The 18,030-nt window shown below is 62.3% G+C and carries 19 protein-coding genes; 7 read left to right on the top strand and 12 right to left on the bottom strand.

Features of this window, described 5'->3' with window-relative positions:
- Positions 1-16: 16 nt before the first annotated feature.
- Together AC1RDQ_RS00630 and AC1RDQ_RS00625 are read left to right on the top strand one after the other, a co-directional pair.
- Positions 17-1,237 (top strand): helix-turn-helix domain-containing protein, encoded by a 1,221-nt coding sequence (locus AC1RDQ_RS00630; RefSeq protein WP_090456209.1) that lies wholly within the window; start codon positions 17-19, stop codon positions 1,235-1,237.
- Between the two features lie 34 nt (positions 1,238-1,271).
- Complete coding sequence (locus AC1RDQ_RS00625) at positions 1,272-1,904, top strand: Vgb family protein (protein ID WP_090457930.1); 633 nt, start codon at positions 1,272-1,274, stop codon at positions 1,902-1,904.
- A 253-nt stretch (positions 1,905-2,157) separates the two neighbouring features.
- On the opposite strand, the gene AC1RDQ_RS00620 is transcribed toward AC1RDQ_RS00625, so the two are convergent.
- The 5 genes from AC1RDQ_RS00620 to AC1RDQ_RS00600 all read right to left on the bottom strand — a co-directional run bounded on the left by AC1RDQ_RS00620 (position 2,158) and on the right by AC1RDQ_RS00600 (position 6,220).
- A complete protein-coding gene (locus AC1RDQ_RS00620; RefSeq protein WP_492585901.1) occupies positions 2,158-2,559 on the bottom strand; it encodes a GFA family protein in 402 nt (133 codons plus the stop codon).
- A 388-nt stretch (positions 2,560-2,947) separates the two neighbouring features.
- On the bottom strand, positions 2,948-3,808 hold the full coding sequence (locus AC1RDQ_RS00615; protein ID WP_492585899.1) for a CAP domain-containing protein: 861 nt from the start codon (positions 3,806-3,808) through the stop codon (positions 2,948-2,950).
- Between the two features lie 175 nt (positions 3,809-3,983).
- Entirely contained in the window at positions 3,984-4,649 is a 666-nt protein-coding gene (locus AC1RDQ_RS00610) for a helix-turn-helix transcriptional regulator (protein WP_223502976.1), read from the bottom strand.
- A gap of 19 nt (positions 4,650-4,668) precedes the next feature.
- Positions 4,669-5,298, bottom strand: a complete 630-nt coding sequence (locus tag AC1RDQ_RS00605; RefSeq protein WP_150814595.1) for a hypothetical protein — start codon at positions 5,296-5,298, stop codon at positions 4,669-4,671.
- Between the two features lie 133 nt (positions 5,299-5,431).
- Positions 5,432-6,220 (bottom strand): alpha/beta hydrolase, encoded by a 789-nt coding sequence (locus AC1RDQ_RS00600; protein WP_492585897.1) that lies wholly within the window; start codon positions 6,218-6,220, stop codon positions 5,432-5,434.
- 129 nt (positions 6,221-6,349) lie between these two features.
- On the opposite strand from AC1RDQ_RS00600, the gene AC1RDQ_RS00595 reads away from it, so the two are divergent.
- Both AC1RDQ_RS00595 and AC1RDQ_RS00590 read left to right on the top strand, forming a co-directional pair.
- Entirely contained in the window at positions 6,350-7,294 is a 945-nt protein-coding gene (locus AC1RDQ_RS00595; RefSeq protein WP_492585895.1) for an aldo/keto reductase, read from the top strand.
- 122 nt (positions 7,295-7,416) lie between these two features.
- The gene (locus tag AC1RDQ_RS00590; RefSeq protein ID WP_056727305.1) at positions 7,417-8,070 is read left to right on the top strand and encodes a peroxiredoxin; all 654 of its coding nucleotides are present in this window, start codon (positions 7,417-7,419) and stop codon (positions 8,068-8,070) included.
- Positions 8,071-8,214: 144 nt separating this feature from the next.
- Here AC1RDQ_RS00590 and yghX read toward each other — a convergent pair whose 3' ends face one another.
- From yghX to AC1RDQ_RS00560, 6 genes are all read right to left on the bottom strand, one after another.
- The gene (yghX, locus tag AC1RDQ_RS00585) at positions 8,215-9,102 is read right to left on the bottom strand and encodes a YghX family hydrolase (RefSeq protein WP_492585893.1); all 888 of its coding nucleotides are present in this window, start codon (positions 9,100-9,102) and stop codon (positions 8,215-8,217) included.
- Positions 9,103-9,252: 150 nt separating this feature from the next.
- Entirely contained in the window at positions 9,253-9,654 is a 402-nt protein-coding gene (locus tag AC1RDQ_RS00580) for a heme-binding protein (protein ID WP_090456193.1), read from the bottom strand.
- Between the two features lie 19 nt (positions 9,655-9,673).
- Entirely contained in the window at positions 9,674-10,891 is a 1,218-nt protein-coding gene (gene glcF, locus AC1RDQ_RS00575) for a glycolate oxidase subunit GlcF (protein ID WP_218497698.1), read from the bottom strand.
- A gap of 3 nt (positions 10,892-10,894) precedes the next feature.
- On the bottom strand, positions 10,895-11,959 hold the full coding sequence (gene glcE / locus AC1RDQ_RS00570) for a glycolate oxidase subunit GlcE (protein ID WP_492585891.1): 1,065 nt from the start codon (positions 11,957-11,959) through the stop codon (positions 10,895-10,897).
- Positions 11,959-13,458, bottom strand: a complete 1,500-nt coding sequence (glcD, locus tag AC1RDQ_RS00565) for a glycolate oxidase subunit GlcD (protein ID WP_218497694.1) — start codon at positions 13,456-13,458, stop codon at positions 11,959-11,961. The genes glcE and glcD overlap by 1 nt, the downstream gene beginning before the upstream one ends.
- Before the next feature lie 272 nt (positions 13,459-13,730).
- Entirely contained in the window at positions 13,731-15,494 is a 1,764-nt protein-coding gene (locus AC1RDQ_RS00560) for an L-lactate permease (RefSeq protein WP_218497691.1), read from the bottom strand.
- A gap of 178 nt (positions 15,495-15,672) precedes the next feature.
- Between AC1RDQ_RS00560 and AC1RDQ_RS00555 the strand changes: the two genes are divergently transcribed.
- Positions 15,673-15,909 (top strand): hypothetical protein, encoded by a 237-nt coding sequence (locus AC1RDQ_RS00555; protein WP_090456183.1) that lies wholly within the window; start codon positions 15,673-15,675, stop codon positions 15,907-15,909.
- A gap of 38 nt (positions 15,910-15,947) precedes the next feature.
- Here AC1RDQ_RS00555 and AC1RDQ_RS00550 read toward each other — a convergent pair whose 3' ends face one another.
- The gene (locus AC1RDQ_RS00550) at positions 15,948-16,208 is read right to left on the bottom strand and encodes a hypothetical protein (protein WP_090456182.1); all 261 of its coding nucleotides are present in this window, start codon (positions 16,206-16,208) and stop codon (positions 15,948-15,950) included.
- A 383-nt stretch (positions 16,209-16,591) separates the two neighbouring features.
- Here AC1RDQ_RS00550 and AC1RDQ_RS00545 point away from each other — a divergent pair, with 383 nt between their 5' ends.
- Positions 16,592-17,656, top strand: coding sequence for a hypothetical protein (locus AC1RDQ_RS00545; RefSeq protein ID WP_492585889.1), 1,065 nt, complete (start codon positions 16,592-16,594; stop codon positions 17,654-17,656).
- Between the two features lie 17 nt (positions 17,657-17,673).
- Positions 17,674-18,027, top strand: a complete 354-nt coding sequence (locus AC1RDQ_RS00540; protein WP_090456179.1) for a DUF1428 domain-containing protein — start codon at positions 17,674-17,676, stop codon at positions 18,025-18,027.
- The last annotated feature ends 3 nt before the right edge of the window (positions 18,028-18,030 follow it).

Genomic DNA, 18,030 nt, shown 5'->3' with positions numbered 1-18,030 from the left:
GCGTGGCGGGATTACGATGGACTCGATGATCACGGCAGCTGCACAGGCGCTGGCGGCGGGCAATCCGCTGGGCGCACTGGACCGCGTGGCCTTGCGCGACGATGCGCCGGCCCTGGCCCTGCGCGGTATCGCCATGGCGCAACTGGGCGATCTGGTGCGGGCCAGGGCGCTGGTCAAGCGGGCGCAACGGGCCTTTGCGCCCAAGGAAGTGCTGGCCCGGGCGCGCTGTGTGGTGGCTGAGGCCGAAATCGCCCTGGCTTCGCGGGAGCTCGGGTGGCCGGTCAAGGCGCTCGAAACGGCGCGGGTCACCCTTGAACACCACGGTGACCGGGTCAATGCCGCCCATGCGCGTTATCTGCAAATCCGCCGTCTGCTGCTGATCGGTCAGCTCGATGAGGCGCAGCAGTTGCTGGCCGGACTCGACCCCGGCCCATTGCCACCGGCCTTGCGGGCAACCCATGAACTGGTGCTGGCGGGGATTGCCATTCGGCGCCTGCAATCGCACGCGGCGCGGGAGGCGTTGAACAGGGCCGGGCAGGCTGCCGGTCAAGCCGGGATTGCCGCCCTGATGGCTGAGGTCCAACACGCTGTGTATCTGCTCGATGCCCCCGCGGCACGCCTGATTGCCCAGGGTGAAGTACGGCCGCTGTTGCTCGATGATGTTGAAGCGTTGTTCTGTTCAACGTCACTGGTGGTGGATGCCTGCCGGTACGTTGTGCGCGGTTGTGGCATGTCGGTGTCGCTCGCGACGCGGCCGATCCTGTTCGTGCTCGCCCGTGTGTTGGCCGAGGCGTGGCCTGCCGACGTTGAGCGGGAAGTGTTGATCGCCCGGGCGTTCCGTCTGAAGCTTTCGGATGAATCCCATCGCGCCCGGCTTCGTGTGGAAATCGGCAGGCTGCGTAAAGCACTCAAGCCGTTGGCCGGCGTCATCGCGACAGCGCGCGGTTATGCCCTGCAATCGCCGGTGTGTACGCAGGTGGTGACGCTGGCGCAACCGGTCGAGGAAAAATTTGCCGCGGTGTTTGCCTGCCTCGCCGATGGCGAGTCGTGGTCCAGTTCCGCCCTGGCACTGGCGCTGGGTACCAGCCAGCGCACGGTGCAACGGGCGCTCGATAAGCTGACGGAGCAGGGCAAGGTGCAGTGGTTTGGCCGTGGTCGCGCGCGGCGCTGGATGACGCCGCCCGTGCCGGGATTCGCGACGACCTTGTTACTCCCGGCACCGCTGCCCGGTGGCTAGGATGAACGGCACCAACCCCATCGAGGAATGCCAGATGAAACACGCAACTGCTGAAATCATTCGTGAATATGGCCCGTTTGCCGATGTCGACCACGTGTGCGGCGTCACCTGGGACGGCGAAAAGGTCTGGTTCGCATGCAACAGCAAAATCAACGCCCTGGACCCGGAAAGCGGCAAGTTGCTGAGCTCGATCGATGTCGCTGCCCATGCCGGCACCGCGTTTGACGGGGAGCACCTGTTCCAGATCGCCGAAGACCGCATCCACAAGATCGACCCCCGCACCGGTCGCATCCTCTCGACGATTCCTGCTCCCGGTGCAGGCGCCGATTCGGGGCTGACCTGGGCCGAAGGGACGTTGTGGGTGGGCCAGTACCGCGAACGCAAGATTCACCAGATCGACCCCGAGAACGGCAAGATCCTGCGCACCATCGAATCCAACCGTTTCGTCACCGGCGTGACCTGGGTGGACGGCGCGCTGTGGCACGGTACGTGGGAAGGCGATGAAAGCGAACTGCGCCGGATCGATCCGCAAACGGGCGAAGTGCTGCAGAGCCTGAAAATGCCCGAAGGCGTGGGCGTGTCGGGGCTGGAGTCCGATGGTGGCGAGCGGTTGTTCTGCGGTGGCGGCGATAGCGGCAAGGTGAGGGTGGTGCGCCGGCCTGCATGAGTGTGGCCGGGTTGCCAAGTGCAACCTGTGTGGGAGCGAGCTTGCTCGCGAATGCAGGGTGTCAGGCAACATCGATGTTGACTGATTTGACGCCATCGCGAGCAAGCTCGCTCCCACAGGGTTAGTGGATGTACGCAAAATCTGCGAGCAACCGAAATCACTGTGGGAGCGAGCTTGCTCGCGATAGCGGTGGGTCAGTCGATATCAATGTTGAATGTGCTGACCTCATCGCGAGCAAGCTCGCTCCAGTCACTCAGTCCGTTCGTGGATGCTGATCGTTGATGTCGTACCAATCCGCTTTCGAGCTGACAAAAACATGTTTTTGCTTGTTTGGTCGGAACGGCGTATCCAGCGTACCGAGGGCAATCGAAATCCACTCGGAAAACGCTCCTGTCGAGTCAGACCAGAACAGTGAAGATCCGCAGTGAGAACAGAACTGCCGTGTGACACCCCTGGACGATTCATAGGCCTGCAGCGAATCTGCGCCGGTCATGATGCCAAGCGCGGAGGCGGGTGCGCTGGCATAGGTTGCAAATGCAGCCCCATGGCCCTTTCGGCATTGGCTGCAATGGCAATGGGTGACGGCTTTCAGGTCGGTCGACAAGCGATATTTGACGGCGCCGCAGAGGCAACTGCCGTGGTGAAACTCATCCATGTAAAGTCATCCGTGGATCGATAGTATTTTTCCGTCCTGCCATGTTTTCTGCTGGTCGAAATCGGTCTAAAAGCCCGGTTGGCAAATGTGTCTGTTTTGCTATCCTCAAAACTGTAGGTGAAGACGCAGACTGATGCGCAAAAGGATAGCAAGGAGACGTGGGGCGCGTTCCGAAGGGTACACGGTTAGAAAGATCCCCGCGCTGGGATCCAGCCCTTATGCCGTGTGAAGCAGAAGAGTTCCATTACAGTTTCACGACTCTTTTGTGGGAGGCCTGATAAACCTTGTAAGCCGGAGACCAGCACCGGCCACCTACTTGTTACATTCACCCACAAAGCCCGCTCAGTGCGGGCTTTTTAATGCCCGCAAGGTGAGTCCGGTCAGCGGCTCAAGGCGCGCCAAACAGCATCGTCCAGTAAACACCGTTGTCGCTGCGCGCGTTGGCGGCGTAAGCGGCGCCGACCTGGGTGAACATCGGGTTCATCAGGTTGGCGCAGTGCCCGGGGCTGGCGAGCCAGCCGGCCATGGCCTTGCTGGGTGAACCTTGCCCGGCGGCGATGTTTTCACCGATCTGCCGGCCACGGTAGCCAGCGGCCCTGGCGCGGTCGGAGGGCATGTCGCCGTCGGGGTCCTGGTGGGCGAAATAGTTGCCGTAGGCCATATCCTTGCTGTGGCTTTGTGCTGCGGAGCCCAAGGCTGCACTCCAGGACAGCGGCCGTGCGGCGGCGAAACGCTGGCGACCACACAGTCGCGGTTTGGCCCGGGCTGCGTTGACTTGCGCCAGCAACGCCTGAGCGGCGCTGCGTGGATCGCCGGTTTTCCCGTCGAGCACCGGCCGTGCCAGCACCACTTGCCACTCACTTCCGGCGCGGCTGACGCCGATGTCGGCGTATTGATTGTCGAGCAGTGCGGCGCAGTGCTCGTCCTGGAACATATCGAAGGCTTCTTCGGCATCCCGTGCACCCACCACGCGGATGGACCGCACCATGGTGGCCTGATAGCCGGAAGCCTTTAATCGGTCCCGCAACCCACCGCCATAGCCAACGGGAAGGGCCAGGTTCGACTTGAGCGTCAGGGGTGATAAGCGTTGCGTCGGCCGCCGGTCGCAGCGTTGCGGATGGGCGCGATAGTCGTTGATGGCGTTTACCAGTTGCCGTTGCCCATCGGCGTGGGCGGGGCTTGCAAAAACGGGGAGCAGGGAAAACAGGCACAGCGAAGATAAGCGCAAGGCAACGGCGGTTTGGCGCATGGACGGACAACTCTGATGAGATGACAACGAGGAAAGTGGGGAAAAACGCTGGGCTATGACTGGTGCCTTGAAACAAGGTTCACGGCGGGCACCTGTCTATTTGCGGGCGAAGCCATGAGTCCGACGAAGGGTGTCAGGTCGTCGGAAACCGGCAGCAACGGTTGTCACGCCAGCGCTAGGCTGGCTGATCGGTATTGCCTGAAGCAGGCTCTGTCGCGACGTCCGGGGTTTCGCTCGGACGCAGCCTGAAGCGACAGACATGCCCGCCGCGCACCATGCACTCGCTGTGCTCGACTTCACCGCCTCCCAACGCGCCAATCAAGGCCAGGTCCAGCTCGCAGACCACCGGGTGGGCAGCGGCCAGGCGATGGAACACGCAGTTATGCGCGACGATTTCCGGGGTGCCGCCTGAGCGAAAAAACACCTCGGCTTCGTAGCCCGCCTGGTTCATGTGCTGGACGATCCTGGCTTCATCCACGACCTGCTGTTCACGGTCCGAAGCCAGTTTGCGGCCCATGCTGCGCATCAGCGAGGCCAGGGCTTCAGGGCCGATGATGGCAGCGACTTCATCAATCAATACGCTGGCCAGTAGCTGATAATGGCGAGGGAACTGCTCCCGCGCGTGGTCGGTGAGCTGATACAGCTGCTCGGGGCGGCGGCCCGTCGGCCGGGTTTCGCCGCGCAGCACCAGAGCGTCACGCTCCAGCGCCGCCAGGTGTTGGCGGATCGCCGTGCGCGTGACTGCCAGGTGCTCAGCCAACTCGTCAATGCTCATGCCGCCCCCATGGTGCAGCAGTGCGTTGAGCAGGTCCTGCTGTGTTCGGCCCAGTCCTTCCAGCATGGTGTGCCCTCGCGCGATATCAGAACTTGTCCGGGAATTGCTTGACCAGCGCGCCGGTCAAGGCGTCGGCCAGGGCCAGGATGTGCGTGCGCATCATCGCCCAGGTGCGGGCTTCGCCGGTGTAATCGTGTGCCGAGAATTCATCGATCTGGGCGACGTGGTGACCGCCATGGGCCGACAACATGTTGACCAGCGTGGCTTCAGGCAGATTGGGGTTGGCGGTGGCCAGGAAAGCCGCAATCGCCTTGGCATTGCCGGTCAACTCGGTGACGGCAGCCTGCTTGCCTTTCGCGTCTTTCGCGACGGTGGCATCGCTGTAGTGTTTCACCGCGCCCCAATGACCGGCAAGCAGCTTGAGCAACTGATCGGCTGCCGGTTGGCCGTAGAGCGGGGCGATGCTGTTGGCGATTTTGGTGGCGTTGTCGACCACCTGGTCCGCCGCCACTTTGGCTTGCTTCTGGTCGGCGGATTGATTGGCCAGCGCGTAGTTTCTGATCCAGAAAATGTGTTCGACCCAAAGGTCGCGAAGGGCCAGGCGCGTGGTCAGCGCGGGGCTGTCGGCAGCGGCAGGTGAGGCGGCAGGCGTCTGGCTCCAGACCGGTTGCGCACAGAAAGCCAGCAGGAGCAAAGCCAGGATCTTGATATTCATGACGGCACCCTCTGAGAGTGGGAATGTTCGACAATATCAATATAGGCATAAAAATATGTTTTTATTGGGCGTGGATGAACTCTCGGATTAACGGTCGTATTTCGTCATGGGAAAGGCACGTTGCACTCAGGTTTTACAACCCTTCACGCAGACGTTTGAGGTAGTCGGGGCTGTCACTGATCGAGTTATGGCCCGTCCCCGCAATGACCTGCAATGACGCCACACCACGGGTGAAGTGACTCAACAGGCGCTCGGTGCTTGAGCGCGCAATCACCTCGTCATGCTCGGCCGCGATCAACAATGTCGGCACGGTGATGCGGGCGGCGTACCGCCAGGACTGAAACTTGTCCTTCAACAACCAGCGCACCGGAAACCAGCGGAACTGACGGGCGGCGAGCCCTTCGAGGCTGTTGTAGGGCGTGATCAGCACCAGTCGCGCCGCCGGACGCTCGCTGGCCAGGCGCACGGCCACCCCGGAACCCAGGCTGCGTCCGACCACTGCCACATGCGGATGGCTGGCATGTACCTGGTCGAACAACGTGATGGCATCGCGGGCAATGGCCTCTTCGGAAGGCGAGCCGGAACTCCCGCCATAACCCCGGTAATGCAGCAGATACAGGGCGTAGTCAGGGAACGCTTGGGAGAACCCGGGCAGGTTGCGCGAGACGTCTTCGGCATTGCCGCCAAAATAAATCAGCGCGTTGGGTCCCTTGTGCGGTCGGATGGACACCAGCACCTGTGCGTCGGCAGTCGGCAGGGTGAGCAGCGTCGCGTCTGTACCGACGGCGCGCGGTTGCGGGTAGTAAATCAGCGCTCGCTGGAAAACGAACAGCGCCACGCACAGCGCCAGGTACAACGCAGCGACGATGACGACGAGTAACAACAGGGTGCGCGACATTCGACTAACGTTAGTGGGCGGCATTGACTGCTCGGGGTTTGAAAATGGCTGGCGCCACAAGGCTTTCTGAGTGTAGTCAATCGACCCTTGGCGCGGGTTATCCGTATTGTCGGCGCAACAGGCCGGACCCTGGCGACTGGTGAGAAGCGTTTTATGAGCCATCCTGTGGGGTACACCCGTCGAGCAATACTCACGCTGGCTGCCGGTGCTTCGGCAGTCTTCACGTTCGGTCAGGCGGGGGCACAACCCGTGCTGTCGACGGGAACAGGAGGCAAGACCATGCAGACCCGCGCCATTCCTTCCAGCAACGAGTCCTTGCCGATCGTAGGGTTGGGCACTTACCGAGGCTTCGATGTCGAGCCTTCGCAACCGGCCTACAAGGACTTGCCCGCAGTGCTGGATGCCTTGTTTGACAAGGGGGGCAAGCTGATCGACAGCTCGCCTATGTACGGTCGCGCCGAACAGACCGTCGGCGAACTGCTGTCGATCCATGAGCCGCGCTCGCCGGCCTTTCTGGCCACCAAGGTGTGGACCCGGGGCCGCGAAGAAGGCATCGCGCAGATGGAACAATCCTTCGCCCTGTTGCAGACCGACCGGATCGACCTGATGCAGATCCACAACCTGTTGGACTGGCGGACGCACCTGCCGACCCTGCGCCACTGGAAGGAAGCTGGGCGCATCCGCTACATCGGCATCACCCATTACACGGCGTCGGCCTATGAAGAAGTGGAAGCGGTACTCAAGGCCGAGCCAGTGGATTTCTTGCAGATCAACTACGCCCTGGATGATCGCGGCGTCGAGAAACGCCTGCTGCCGTTGTGCCGCGAGCGGGGAGTGGCGGTGATCTGCAACCGGCCGTTTGGCGGTGGCGGCTTGCTGGTCAAACTGAAAGATAAGCCGCTGCCAGGCTGGGCGGCGCAAGTCGGAGTCAAGAGTTGGCCGCAACTGGCACTGAAGTACCTGCTGTCACATTCGGCGGTGACCTGCGTGATTCCCGGCACCGGCAACCCGCGCTTCATGGCGGAAAATGTCCGGGCCGGTTTCGGCCCGATGCTCACCGATGCCCAGCGTCAGCAACTGATTGCGCTGGTGGGCTAGCGACGTGTTCAACCCGTGCGGCGAGTCGCCGAACCTCTCCTATACTGAGTCGCGTCCATGCCGTTGAAAGCGCATTCGCTGCCCTGACGGCGTCCCTGTCCATCACTGCAAGGAGATCGAACATGGCTATCCGCATTGGCGACGAAGCACCGGATTTCACCGCCGACACCACCGAAGGCACCCTCAACTTTCACCAATGGATCGGCGATGGCTGGGCCATCCTGTTTTCCCATCCCAAGGATTTCACCCCGGTGTGCACCACCGAACTGGGTTACCTGGCCAAACTCAAACCGGAATTCGACAAGCGCAACACCAAGGTCCTGGGCCTCAGCGTCGACCCGGTCAGTGACCACAACCGTTGGGTCGGTGACATCGCCGAGACCCAGGGCACGGCGGTGAACTACCCGCTGATCGGCGACGAAAACCTGGTGGTGGCCAAGCTCTACGACATGATCCACCCCAATGCCAGCGGCGGCGCGCGCACGGCAGTGGACAACGCCACGGTGCGTTCGGTGTTCATCGTCGGCCCGGACAAGAAGGTCAAGGCCATGCTGATCTACCCAATGAGCGCCGGGCGCAATTTCGATGAAGTGCTGCGTCTGCTTGATTCCCTGCAACTCAATGCCAAACACACCGTCGCCACCCCAGTGAACTGGCGGCCGGGTGAAGACGTAATCATCCCGACCTCGGTGTCTGATGAAGACGCGAAGAAGAAATACCCGGATGGCTTCAAGACCCTGAAGCCGTATCTGCGGACTGTGGCTCAGCCGAAGTAGTCCCAACAGTCATACCGCCATCGCGAGCAAGCTCGCTCCCACACTGGATCTCTGCTGTACACAGATTTTGTGTTCACCAACGATCCCTGTGGGAGCGAGCTTGCTCGCGATGAGGCCAGTCCTGCTGGCCGAGTATTTCCCTGGTCAAACCAGATACTTGCGAAACCACCCCAACGTCCGTTCCCACGCCAGCTTGGCCGCCGCCTCGTCGAAGCGCGGCGTGGAGTCGTTGTGAAAGCCATGATTGCAGCCCGGATAAATGTAGGCCTCATAGGTCTTGCCCCCGGCCTTCAACGCTTGCTCATAGGCGGGCCAGCCTTCGTTGATCCGCGTGTCCAGTTCGCCGTAGTGCAGCATCACCGGGGCCTTGATCCGGGGCACTTCCTCGGCCGTTGGCTGACGGCCATAAAACGACACGGCGGCCCCCAGTTCCGGATAGGCCACCGCGGCGGCGTTGGTCACGCCACCGCCATAGCAGAACCCGGTGATACCGACTTTTCCCGTAGCGGCAGGGTGTTTCATCATCCATTCGACGGCGGCGAAAAAGTCGTTCATCAGCTTTTCCGGGTCGACCTTGGCCTGAAGCTCGCGGCCCTTGTCGTCATTGCCCGGATAACCGCCGACCGAACTCAGGCCGTCCGGGGCGAGGGCGATGAAACCGGACTTGGCCAGCCGCCGGGCCACATCTTCGATGTAGGGGTTGAGCCCGCGGTTTTCGTGCACGACCACCACTGCTGGTACTTTGCCGGTGGCTTTGGCCGGACGCACCAGATAACCGCGAACCTGGCCGTGGCCCTTGGGCGAGGGGTAGGTGATGTACTCGGCAATAATCTCCGGATCGGTGAAGGAGACCTGCTCGGCCAGCGCATAGTTGGGGCTTAGCGCTGCGAGCAGGGCTCCAGCGGTCAAACCGCCGAAGGTAAACAGCGCCGCACGGTCGAGAAACTCCCGGCGGTTGATCCTGCCGTGGGCGTAGTAGTCGTACAGTTCCAGCAGTTGCGGGGAAAAGTCTTTGGCAGTTAGACGGGTCATTGCTGCAACTCCTCATGACTGGTTTAACACGGACCCTGTGGGAGCGAGCTTGCTCGCGATGGCGGAATGTCATTCAACATAGATGTCGACTGGTCTGCCACTATCGCGAGCAAGCTCGCTCCCACAGGGGGAAGTGATGATGCCAAAACCTCATTTCACGCTCTGCGCCCCGGCCTTCGCTACCTGCGCATCCTGTTCAGGCTTGACCCCCGACACCCCGACAGCGCCAATCACCTGTCCATCGAAAACAATCGGCACGCCACCCTCAAGCGAAGTCAGCAAGGGTGCCGAGAGGAAAGCGTAGCGCCCGGCGTTGACCATGTCCTCATAGCTTTTCGATTCGCGCCGCCCGAGGGCTGAAGTGCGCGCCTTTTCGGTGGCGATGTAGGCACTGCCTGGCGCGCAGCCATCGAGGCGTTCGAGGGCCAGCGGGTGGCCGCCGTCATCGACCACCACTATGGTCACGGCCCATTGATTGGCCTGTGCTTCGGCGCGGGCGGCGGTGAGTATCTGGCCGACTTCGGCCTGGCTCAGGACAGCTTTGCGGTTCATGGGCATCTCCAGGGGCCGGTTAAGGCAAGTTGGCTTCGACCAGTTCGATCCAGTGCCGCACCGGGGTTCGCCCTGCGCCGTCGAGGTGCGACTGGCAGCCGATGTTGGCCGTGACAATGACCTCGGGATGGCCGCTTTCCAGGGCGTCGAGCTTGTTGTCGCGCAGTTGTCGCGACAGTTCAGGCTGGGTCAGCGAATAGGTGCCCGCCGAACCGCAGCACAGGTGCCCGTCGGGGACGGAGGTCAGGTTGAAACCGAGTCCGGTCAGCAGCGCTTCCACGGCACCGCCGAGTTTCTGCCCGTGCTGCAAGGTGCAGGGGCAATGGAAGGCCAAGCGTTGCGAGGCGTGGATGCCGAGTTGCTCCAGCGGTTCGTCGCGCAACACTTCCACCAGATCCCTGGCCAGCGCACTGACCTTTTTTGCCTTGTCGGCATAGGCCGGATCGCTGGCGAGCAGGTGGCCGTAATCCTTGATGAAGGCGCCGCAACCGCTGGCGGTCTGCACAATCGCCTCGGCGCCTTTTTCCAGGCTCGGCCACCACGCGTCGATGTTGCGCCGGGCGCGATCGAGGCCGGCGGCCTGGGCGTCCAGGTGGTAGTCCACGGCGCCGCAGCAACCGGCTTCGCGGCTCGCGATGACGCTGATCCCCAAGCGGTCCAGCACCCGCGCCGCCGCGGCATTGGTGTTGGGTGACAGACTGGGCTGCACGCAACCTTCGAGCATCAGCACCTGACGCTCGCGCAGGGTCATGGGTCGCGGTTTGGCCGGGTATGCACTGCGCGGCAATTTGCTTTGCAGGGAGTCGGGCAGCAGTGCGCGGAACACTTGGCCGCCATTGATCAGGCTTTTAAACAAATCCGGATGCGGCACGGTCTGCCGCAACCCTTCGCGCAACAGGCGCTGACCGAGCGGGCGTGGCACCGCCGCATCGACCACCGCCCGCCCGATGTCCAGCAGGTTGTGGTAGTCGACGCCCGACGGACAGGTGGTTTCGCAGTTGCGGCACGACAGGCAGCGGTCCAGGTGCTGCTGGGTCTTTTGCGTGACGTCGTTGCCTTCCAGCACCTGCTTGATCAGGTAAATGCGACCCCGTGGTCCGTCCAGTTCATCGCCGAGCAATTGATAGGTCGGGCACGTGGCATTGCAGAACCCGCAGTGCACGCAGGTGCGCAGGATGCTTTCGGCTTCTGCGGCGCGTGGCAATTGGCTGGCGCGTTCACTCAAGGTCGTCTGCATGGTTCAAAGCTCCGCGTACAGGCGTCCGGGGTTGAAGATACCCCGTGGATCGAGCTGTTGTTTCAGGTTGCGGTGATAGCGCATCAGGGCCGGGGGCAGAGGCTGGAATGGAGTGTCGGTCAGGCCATGGCTGAAGCAGGTGGCATGGCCACCGACCTCGTCGACGACCTGGCGGATGTACGCCGCTTCGGCATCGGATTTCAGCCAGCGCTGGGCGCCCCCCCAGTCGATCAACTGGCGCCCCGGCAACGACAGAAGCGGCGTGTTGTGCGGCAGTGACAGGCGCCAAAGCGGTTGGTCTTCATCGAAGAAACTCAAGCGCTGTTCGTTGAGATCGCCCCACCAGCAAGACTCCAGCCGTTCGCCTCCGAGGCGCTCATGGGCTGCCGATACCGAACCTTCACCGCCTTCAAGCCGCAGGTGCAGGCGTGAACCGTCGTGACAAGCCGCGCTGATCGGCAACGGCTGCTGGCCCCATTCCGCCAGGCGCAACAAGGCCCGTTCGGCGTCCATTTCCAGGCTGATACTGAGGCACTGCCGGGGTTTGGGCAGCACTTTGAGGGAAACTTCGGTAATCAGCCCGAGGCTGCCGTAACTGCCGGCCATCAGGCGCGACAGGTCGTAGCCGGCGACGTTTTTCATCACCTCGCCACCGAAGCGCAACAGCTTGCCTTGCCCTGTGATGACCCGCGTGCCGAGCACGAAATCGCGCACCGAACCGGACCACGGGCGCCGTGGCCCGGACAGCCCGCAGGCGATCATGCCGCCGACGGTGGCGCCGTCGCCGAAGGATGGTGGCTCGCAGGGCAGCATCTGTTGCGCGTCGTCCAGCACCTGCGTCAGTTGCGACAACGGTGTGCCGCAACGGGCGGTGATCACCAGTTCAGTCGGGTCGTAACTGACGATACCCCGGTGCGAGCGGGTGTCGAGAATTTCCCCGGCCGTGGTGCGGCCGAGAAAGGCTTTGCTGTTGGAACCCTGGATGCGCAAGGGCGTGACGTTTTCCAGCGCCTGATTGACCTGTTCCAGCAGTGACTGGCTGTCATCGAAATCTTCAGGGCCGTGCATCAGAAGCGCTCCAGCTCGGGGAAGGGCAATTGACCGCCATGTATGTGCATGGCACCGAATTCGGCGCAGCGGTGCAGGGTCGGAATGTTCTTACCGGGGTTGAGCAGGCCGCTGGGGTCGAAGGCGGCCTTGATGGCATGGAACAGGGTCAGCTCATCGCTGTTGAACTGCGCGCACATCTGGTTGATCTTCTCGCGGCCCACGCCGTGTTCACCGGTGATGCTGCCGCCGACCTTCACGCACAACTCCAGAATCTTGCCACCCAGGGCTTCGGCTCGATCAAGTTCACCGGGTTGATTGGCATCGAACAGGATCAGCGGGTGCATGTTGCCGTCGCCGGCATGGAACACGTTGGCCACCCGCAGGCCGTATTCGTTCGAAAGCTCGGCGATGGCGTGCAGTACGCCAGGCAGTTCGCGACGGGGAATGGTGCCGTCCATGCAGTAGTAGTCCGGCGAGAGACGACCCACCGCCGGGAAGGCATTCTTGCGCCCGGCCCAGAACAGCACACGCTCGGCTTCGTCCTTGGCCTGGCGTAACTCGGTGGCGCCGGCCTGTTGCAGTACCTGGCGCACCCGGTCGCAGTCATCAGAAACATCGGCTTCGACACCATCGAGCTCGCACAGCAGAATGGCCTGGGCATCCACCGGATAACCGGCGTGGATGAAGTCCTCGGCGGCGCGGATGGCCAGGTTGTCCATCATTTCCAGGCCACCGGGGATGATGCCGGCGGCAATGATGTCGCCGACGGCGCGCCCGGCTTTTTCCACGGAATCGAACGCCGCCAGCAGCACTTTGGCGGTCTGCGGCTTGGGCAGCAGCTTGACCGTGACTTCGGTGATCACCCCGAGCAGGCCTTCGGAGCCGGTGAACAGCGCCAGCAGGTCGAAACCGGGGGAATCGAGGGCGTTGGAGCCCAGGCTCAGGTGCTCGCCATCAACGGTGAGGATGTCGACCTTGAGCACGTTGTGCACGGTCAGGCCGTACTTCAGGCAGTGCACGCCACCGGCATTTTCCGCGACGTTGCCGCCGATCGAACAGGCGATTTGCGAGGAAGGATCCGGCGCGTAATACAGGCCGAAGGGTGCCACTGCCTGGGAAATCGCCAGATTGCGTACGCCGGGCTGAACCCGTGCGGTACGGGCGGCTGGATCGATGTGCAGGATGTTGTTGAAGCGCGCCATCACCAGCAGTACGCCTTTCTCCAGGGGCAACGCGCCGCCGGACAACCCGGTGCCCGCGCCACGGGCCACGACGGGGACGCGCAGTTCATGGCAGACCCGCAGCACCCCCTGGACTTCGTCGATGGATCGGGGCAGCACCACCAGCATCGGCGTGGTGCGATAGGCCGACAGCCCGTCGCATTCGTAGGGCTTGGTTTCCTCGCGCTGATGCAAGATCTCAAGAGCTGGCAAGCGGGTTTTCAGGGCGTGCAACAGCGCCTGTTTGTCGACGTCGGGCAAGGCGCCGTCAACGCGTTCATCGTAGAGAATGTTCATCGGCGCTCGACACTCGTTTTGTTGATGCGTGAGGTCTGTATTCGCGGTCCACTGTCTTAATCATTGGCCCGTCAGGCTCAGCTGTCCATGGGATCGTTGTCTGCTCGACGTACCACCACTCACTGTGGGAGCGAGCTTGCTCGCGATAGCGGCAGACCAGTCGACATCTATGTTGAATGACACTCCGCCATCGCGAGCAAGCTCGCTCCCACAGTGTGCGCTACGCCACGCCCGGGTGGTGAACCCGGGCGTGGATCAGGCTTAAGCAGAATTTAATGCCCGCCCACCACCATATGGCTGAACGGTGCGACGTAGGCCTGCAGCGTCACCAGGCCACCGACCAGGATCGCCAGCACAATCGAGTGGAAGAACACGTAGCGCAGGATTTCCCCTTCATGGCCGTACCAGCGGGTGGCGGTGGACGCGACCACGATCGACTGGGCGTCGACCATCTTGCCCATGACCCCGCCGGAACTGTTGGCTGCAGCCATCAACACCGGGCTGATGCCCAACTGCTCGGATGTCACCCGTTGCAGGCCGCCGAACAGCACGTTGGACGCGGTGTCTGAACCTGTCAACGCCACGCCGAGCCAGCCGAGCAGGGTGCCGAACATCGGGTAGAAAATGCCCGTCGCGGCGAAAGCCAGGCCCATGGTCGCATCCAGGCCCGAGTAGCGCGTGAGGAAGCCCAGCGCGAGCATCGCCACTATGGTGATCAGCGAATAACGCACCACCCACAAAGTGCGCAGGTACTGGTGAATCAGTTGCGGGATCGAGTACCCCATCAGCAAACCGCCGACAATCGCCGCCAGCAGAATGCCGCTGCCGGTGGCGGTGAACCAGGTGAACTTGTACACCGCTTCTTCGGTTTTCGGCGCGGCCACCACGGGCGGGACTTTCTCGACCTGCAAGTGCAGGGTGGTGAAGGTCACGACCGGCGCAAACAGCGGGTTCGCCTCGCGCATCGGCTTGCCCTGAGGATCGAGCTTGGCGGCACTGGTTTGCGGGTCGATGGCGGGGCGGGTGTCGAAGGTGTTCTTGAAGCCCTGGGTGCCCCAGATGAACACGAAGACCGTGAGGATGAGCCACGGCATCCACGCCCGCATCACTGCCGGTTTTGCTTCATTGGCAAAGGTTGCAGTGGGTACAGGCTTTTCGTCGTGCTCGGCATCGATCTTCGAGTTGTCGACCCGGCCGGACAGGGCGGCGGAGGTATGCACGGTGGCCGGTTTCCACACCTTGAGGAAACCGGTCAGGCAGGCCATGGAAATCAGTGCGGCGATCACGTCCACCAGCATCGGCCCGTGATAGTTGGACACCAGGAACTGCGGCACGGCAAAACTGACCCCGGCCACCAGGATCGCCGGCCAGATTTCCACCATCTTGCGCCAGCCGGCAAAGGCCCAGATCAACCAGAACGGCACCAGCACCGAGAAGAACGGCAACTGCCGGCCGACCATCATCGACAGCTCCATTTCATCCAGTCCGGTGACCTTGGCCAGGGTGATGATCGGTGTGCCGAGGGCGCCGAACGCCACGGGGGCGGTGTTGGCGATCAGTGCCAGCCCTGAAGCGGCGAGCGGCGAAAACCCCAGCCCGATCAGAATCGCCCCGGTCACCGCCACCGGCGTACCGAAACCGGCCGCGCCCTCGAAAAACGCCCCGAAGCAGAAGGCGATCAGCAGCAATTGCAGGCGCCGGTCATCGGTGATGCGCGCCAGGGAGTCTTGCAGCACCTTGAACGAACCGTTCTCGGTGGTCAGGCGATGCAGGAAGATGATGTTCAACACGATCCAGCCAATCGGCAGCAGGCCGTTGGCCGCACCGAACAGCGCCGCGGAACCGGCCATGCTCGCCGGCATGCCGAAGGCGAAGATCGAGATCAGCAAGGCCGAGACCAGGGCGAGCAACGCCGCCAGGTGCGCCTTGATATGAAAAAAAGCGAGGGCCGCCAGCATCACCACCACCGGCACAGCCGCCATGAGCGTTGAAAGCACCGGGTTACCGAACGGATCGTAGACTTGCTGCCAGACCATGTTCCACCTCTGCTTTTTATTGTTGGACGTGCAGATCCCCTGGGGGAGGTGGCCTTGAGTATAGGTGGCATTGCGCCGCTGTCAGGGCCGGCCTCCGGTCCTGCCAATCGGCGCATTCCGGAGGGCTGAGCTAGCATGGCCAGTAGGGTTTGAATTCAGTCAGGGGAGCAATGCAGTCATGACCGAGCGCCATATGGAGCACAAGGAAACGCTATCGAACGGATGCAACATCAAAGTCAAGGCAGAGATATTGAAGGACGGTTCGTTGGGCATGTTCATCGGTGTCTATCGGCCGGACGGCTCGGCCATCGATGAGAACCACGACCCACGGCCGCACATGCTGGACATGGAAGCGGCGATGGATTGGGGGATTGATATTGCCAAGGGGATCGGCAATAGCCAGCGAACGTTGTGAGCGGTTGCCGTCCGTGCCCGGGCGACCGGCGGTCGCTGTCAGAACCCGAACGAACGGGCCGAGCCTTTTGCCAGTTCGACATCCAGCAGATGCTCGACCAGCACGTCATTCAAAAAACGGAACTGATCATTGAGCCCGACCACTTCGTTGCTGAAGTGATGATCGGCTGCCGGGATCAGCAACGCCTCGAACTTCTCGTCGAACAGAAGAGTCAACTCTTTACGTGACTCGAATTCCTGCGCGTAGAAATTGTTGCCGAACACCGGAAAACGTACGGCGAGGGTGACAGTGTGAATCATGATGTTTGTTCCTCGCTCAGGACGTACCAGGCAAACACACTCAATGTGAACGCCGTCAGGGCCAGGCAGGTCAGCAGATGGATCAGCATGAGGTTCCCCTCCGATTCGGGGTTTCGTGTTGGCTTGGAATTGATCCTACGCTGACGGCGTTCAAGCGGAAGGCAATCGCGGCGATGGTGAATATCGACGCAAGTGATGGTGCAATTTGCGCTGTCTGCTCTGGCCCCATCGCGAGCCGGTTCGCTCCCACAGGTTCACCGCCGACCAGGGGGGGAGCGAGCCTGCTCGCGATGGCGGCCTACAGAGCACCGCCACCTATACTTAAACCGATGGTTTCGAGTGTCGGGCATTTCGTCCGGTGCACACTGCGGGAAGTCGCAATCTTGAGCCTGCGTTCGCTGATCGTCGCCGTGCTGGTGGTGTTGGCGGGGTGCGCCACACCGCCGCGTGCGCCGGTGGAAGTGGTGCCGGTCATCGTCTCAACGAGCACCTGGCAGCAAGTGGACCGGGAGATCGTCGCTGCGTCGCAGTCAGCCACCGAGCAGACCAGAATCTATGCCCGCGGCGCCATGGAGTACTGGCGTACACGGGTCTATGAGTTGACCGAACAGAATTTCATTCCGTGGTTCAGCAGCTACTGGACCCAGGAATGGCTGTCGGTGAAGGTCAGCTGGTACACCCTCAGCGCCAAGGGTGAGCAGGACGCATCGGAAAAACGCCTGGCGGCGTACCTGCTCGAAGCCTATCAGGAGAAGGTCCTGGCCCCGGCGGCATTGGAAGTCGATCCCGATGCGATTCTCGGTCTGGCAGCGGCGTTCTACGTCGACATCCTCAAGGAAGAGCTGCAGAAAACCTCCACCCGCCACGGCGTGCCGATGGCCCAGCTCAACGGGCGCATCCAGAAAATCCCGGCCATCGCCCTCGGGCCGCCGCCGGCGCGGGACGCCTCGTTGTACCAGATCGTGCACACCGAATCGCTGAACACCTTGCCGGCCTTCGCCGCGCTGGTCGACAAAATCCACAAGGCCGGTGGCGACAAGGGGGTGGGTTCGACTGACACCGCGATGGCGCCGGTGGCCAGGCGCGCCAGCCGGCGGATGGAAGCCGAGATGGCCCCGCGCGGGGCCGCCAGCGCCGTGGCCGCGGCGGCCGGGAGACTCGCCGGTGGCTTGATCACGGTAGGGGTGGCGGGCATTCGCGCACTGATTCAGGCCAATGACCGGCCCGACAGCGAGGCGCTGATCCGCAGCAGCCTGGGCAATACCTTCGACAAGGCCTGGCTCAAACTGGTGCAGAACCCGACCACCGGCGTCATGGCTGGCACGCTTTACATGGCGGGGCAGATCGAAGGCAGCCTGGCGGTGCGTACTGAACCACCGGTCGGTTTGAGTACCGGCGCTGTCGATTGGACGCCAGCGCAATCGACTACCCAGCAGAACACCCCATGACCCAAGGAGAAATACTCATGTCTTATGTCGATGGTTTTATCGCTGCCGTACCCACCGCCAACCGTGAGCAATACATCAAACACGCCGAAATCGCCGCCTCGATTTTCAAGGAAAACGGTGCCTTGAGCGTGGTCGAATGCTGGGGCGAGGATGTCCCGGAAGGCAAGGTCACCTCGTTTCCAATGTCGGTGAAGCTCAAGGAAGGCGAAACCGTTGCCTTTGGCTGGATCGTCTGGCCGGACAAGGCCAGGCGCAATGCCGGAATGGACAAGATGATGCAGGACCCGCGCATGAAGCCGGACGTCAATCCGATGCCCTTCGATGGCCAGCGCATGGTGTACGGCGGGTTCGAATTGCTCCTCCAGGCCTGACGC

It is taken from the genome of Pseudomonas sp. GW823-FHT02E01 (genome assembly GCF_058797535.1).
The sequence above is the reverse complement of the archived record's forward strand: the minus strand, read 5'-3'. Positions and strand labels throughout refer to the sequence as shown.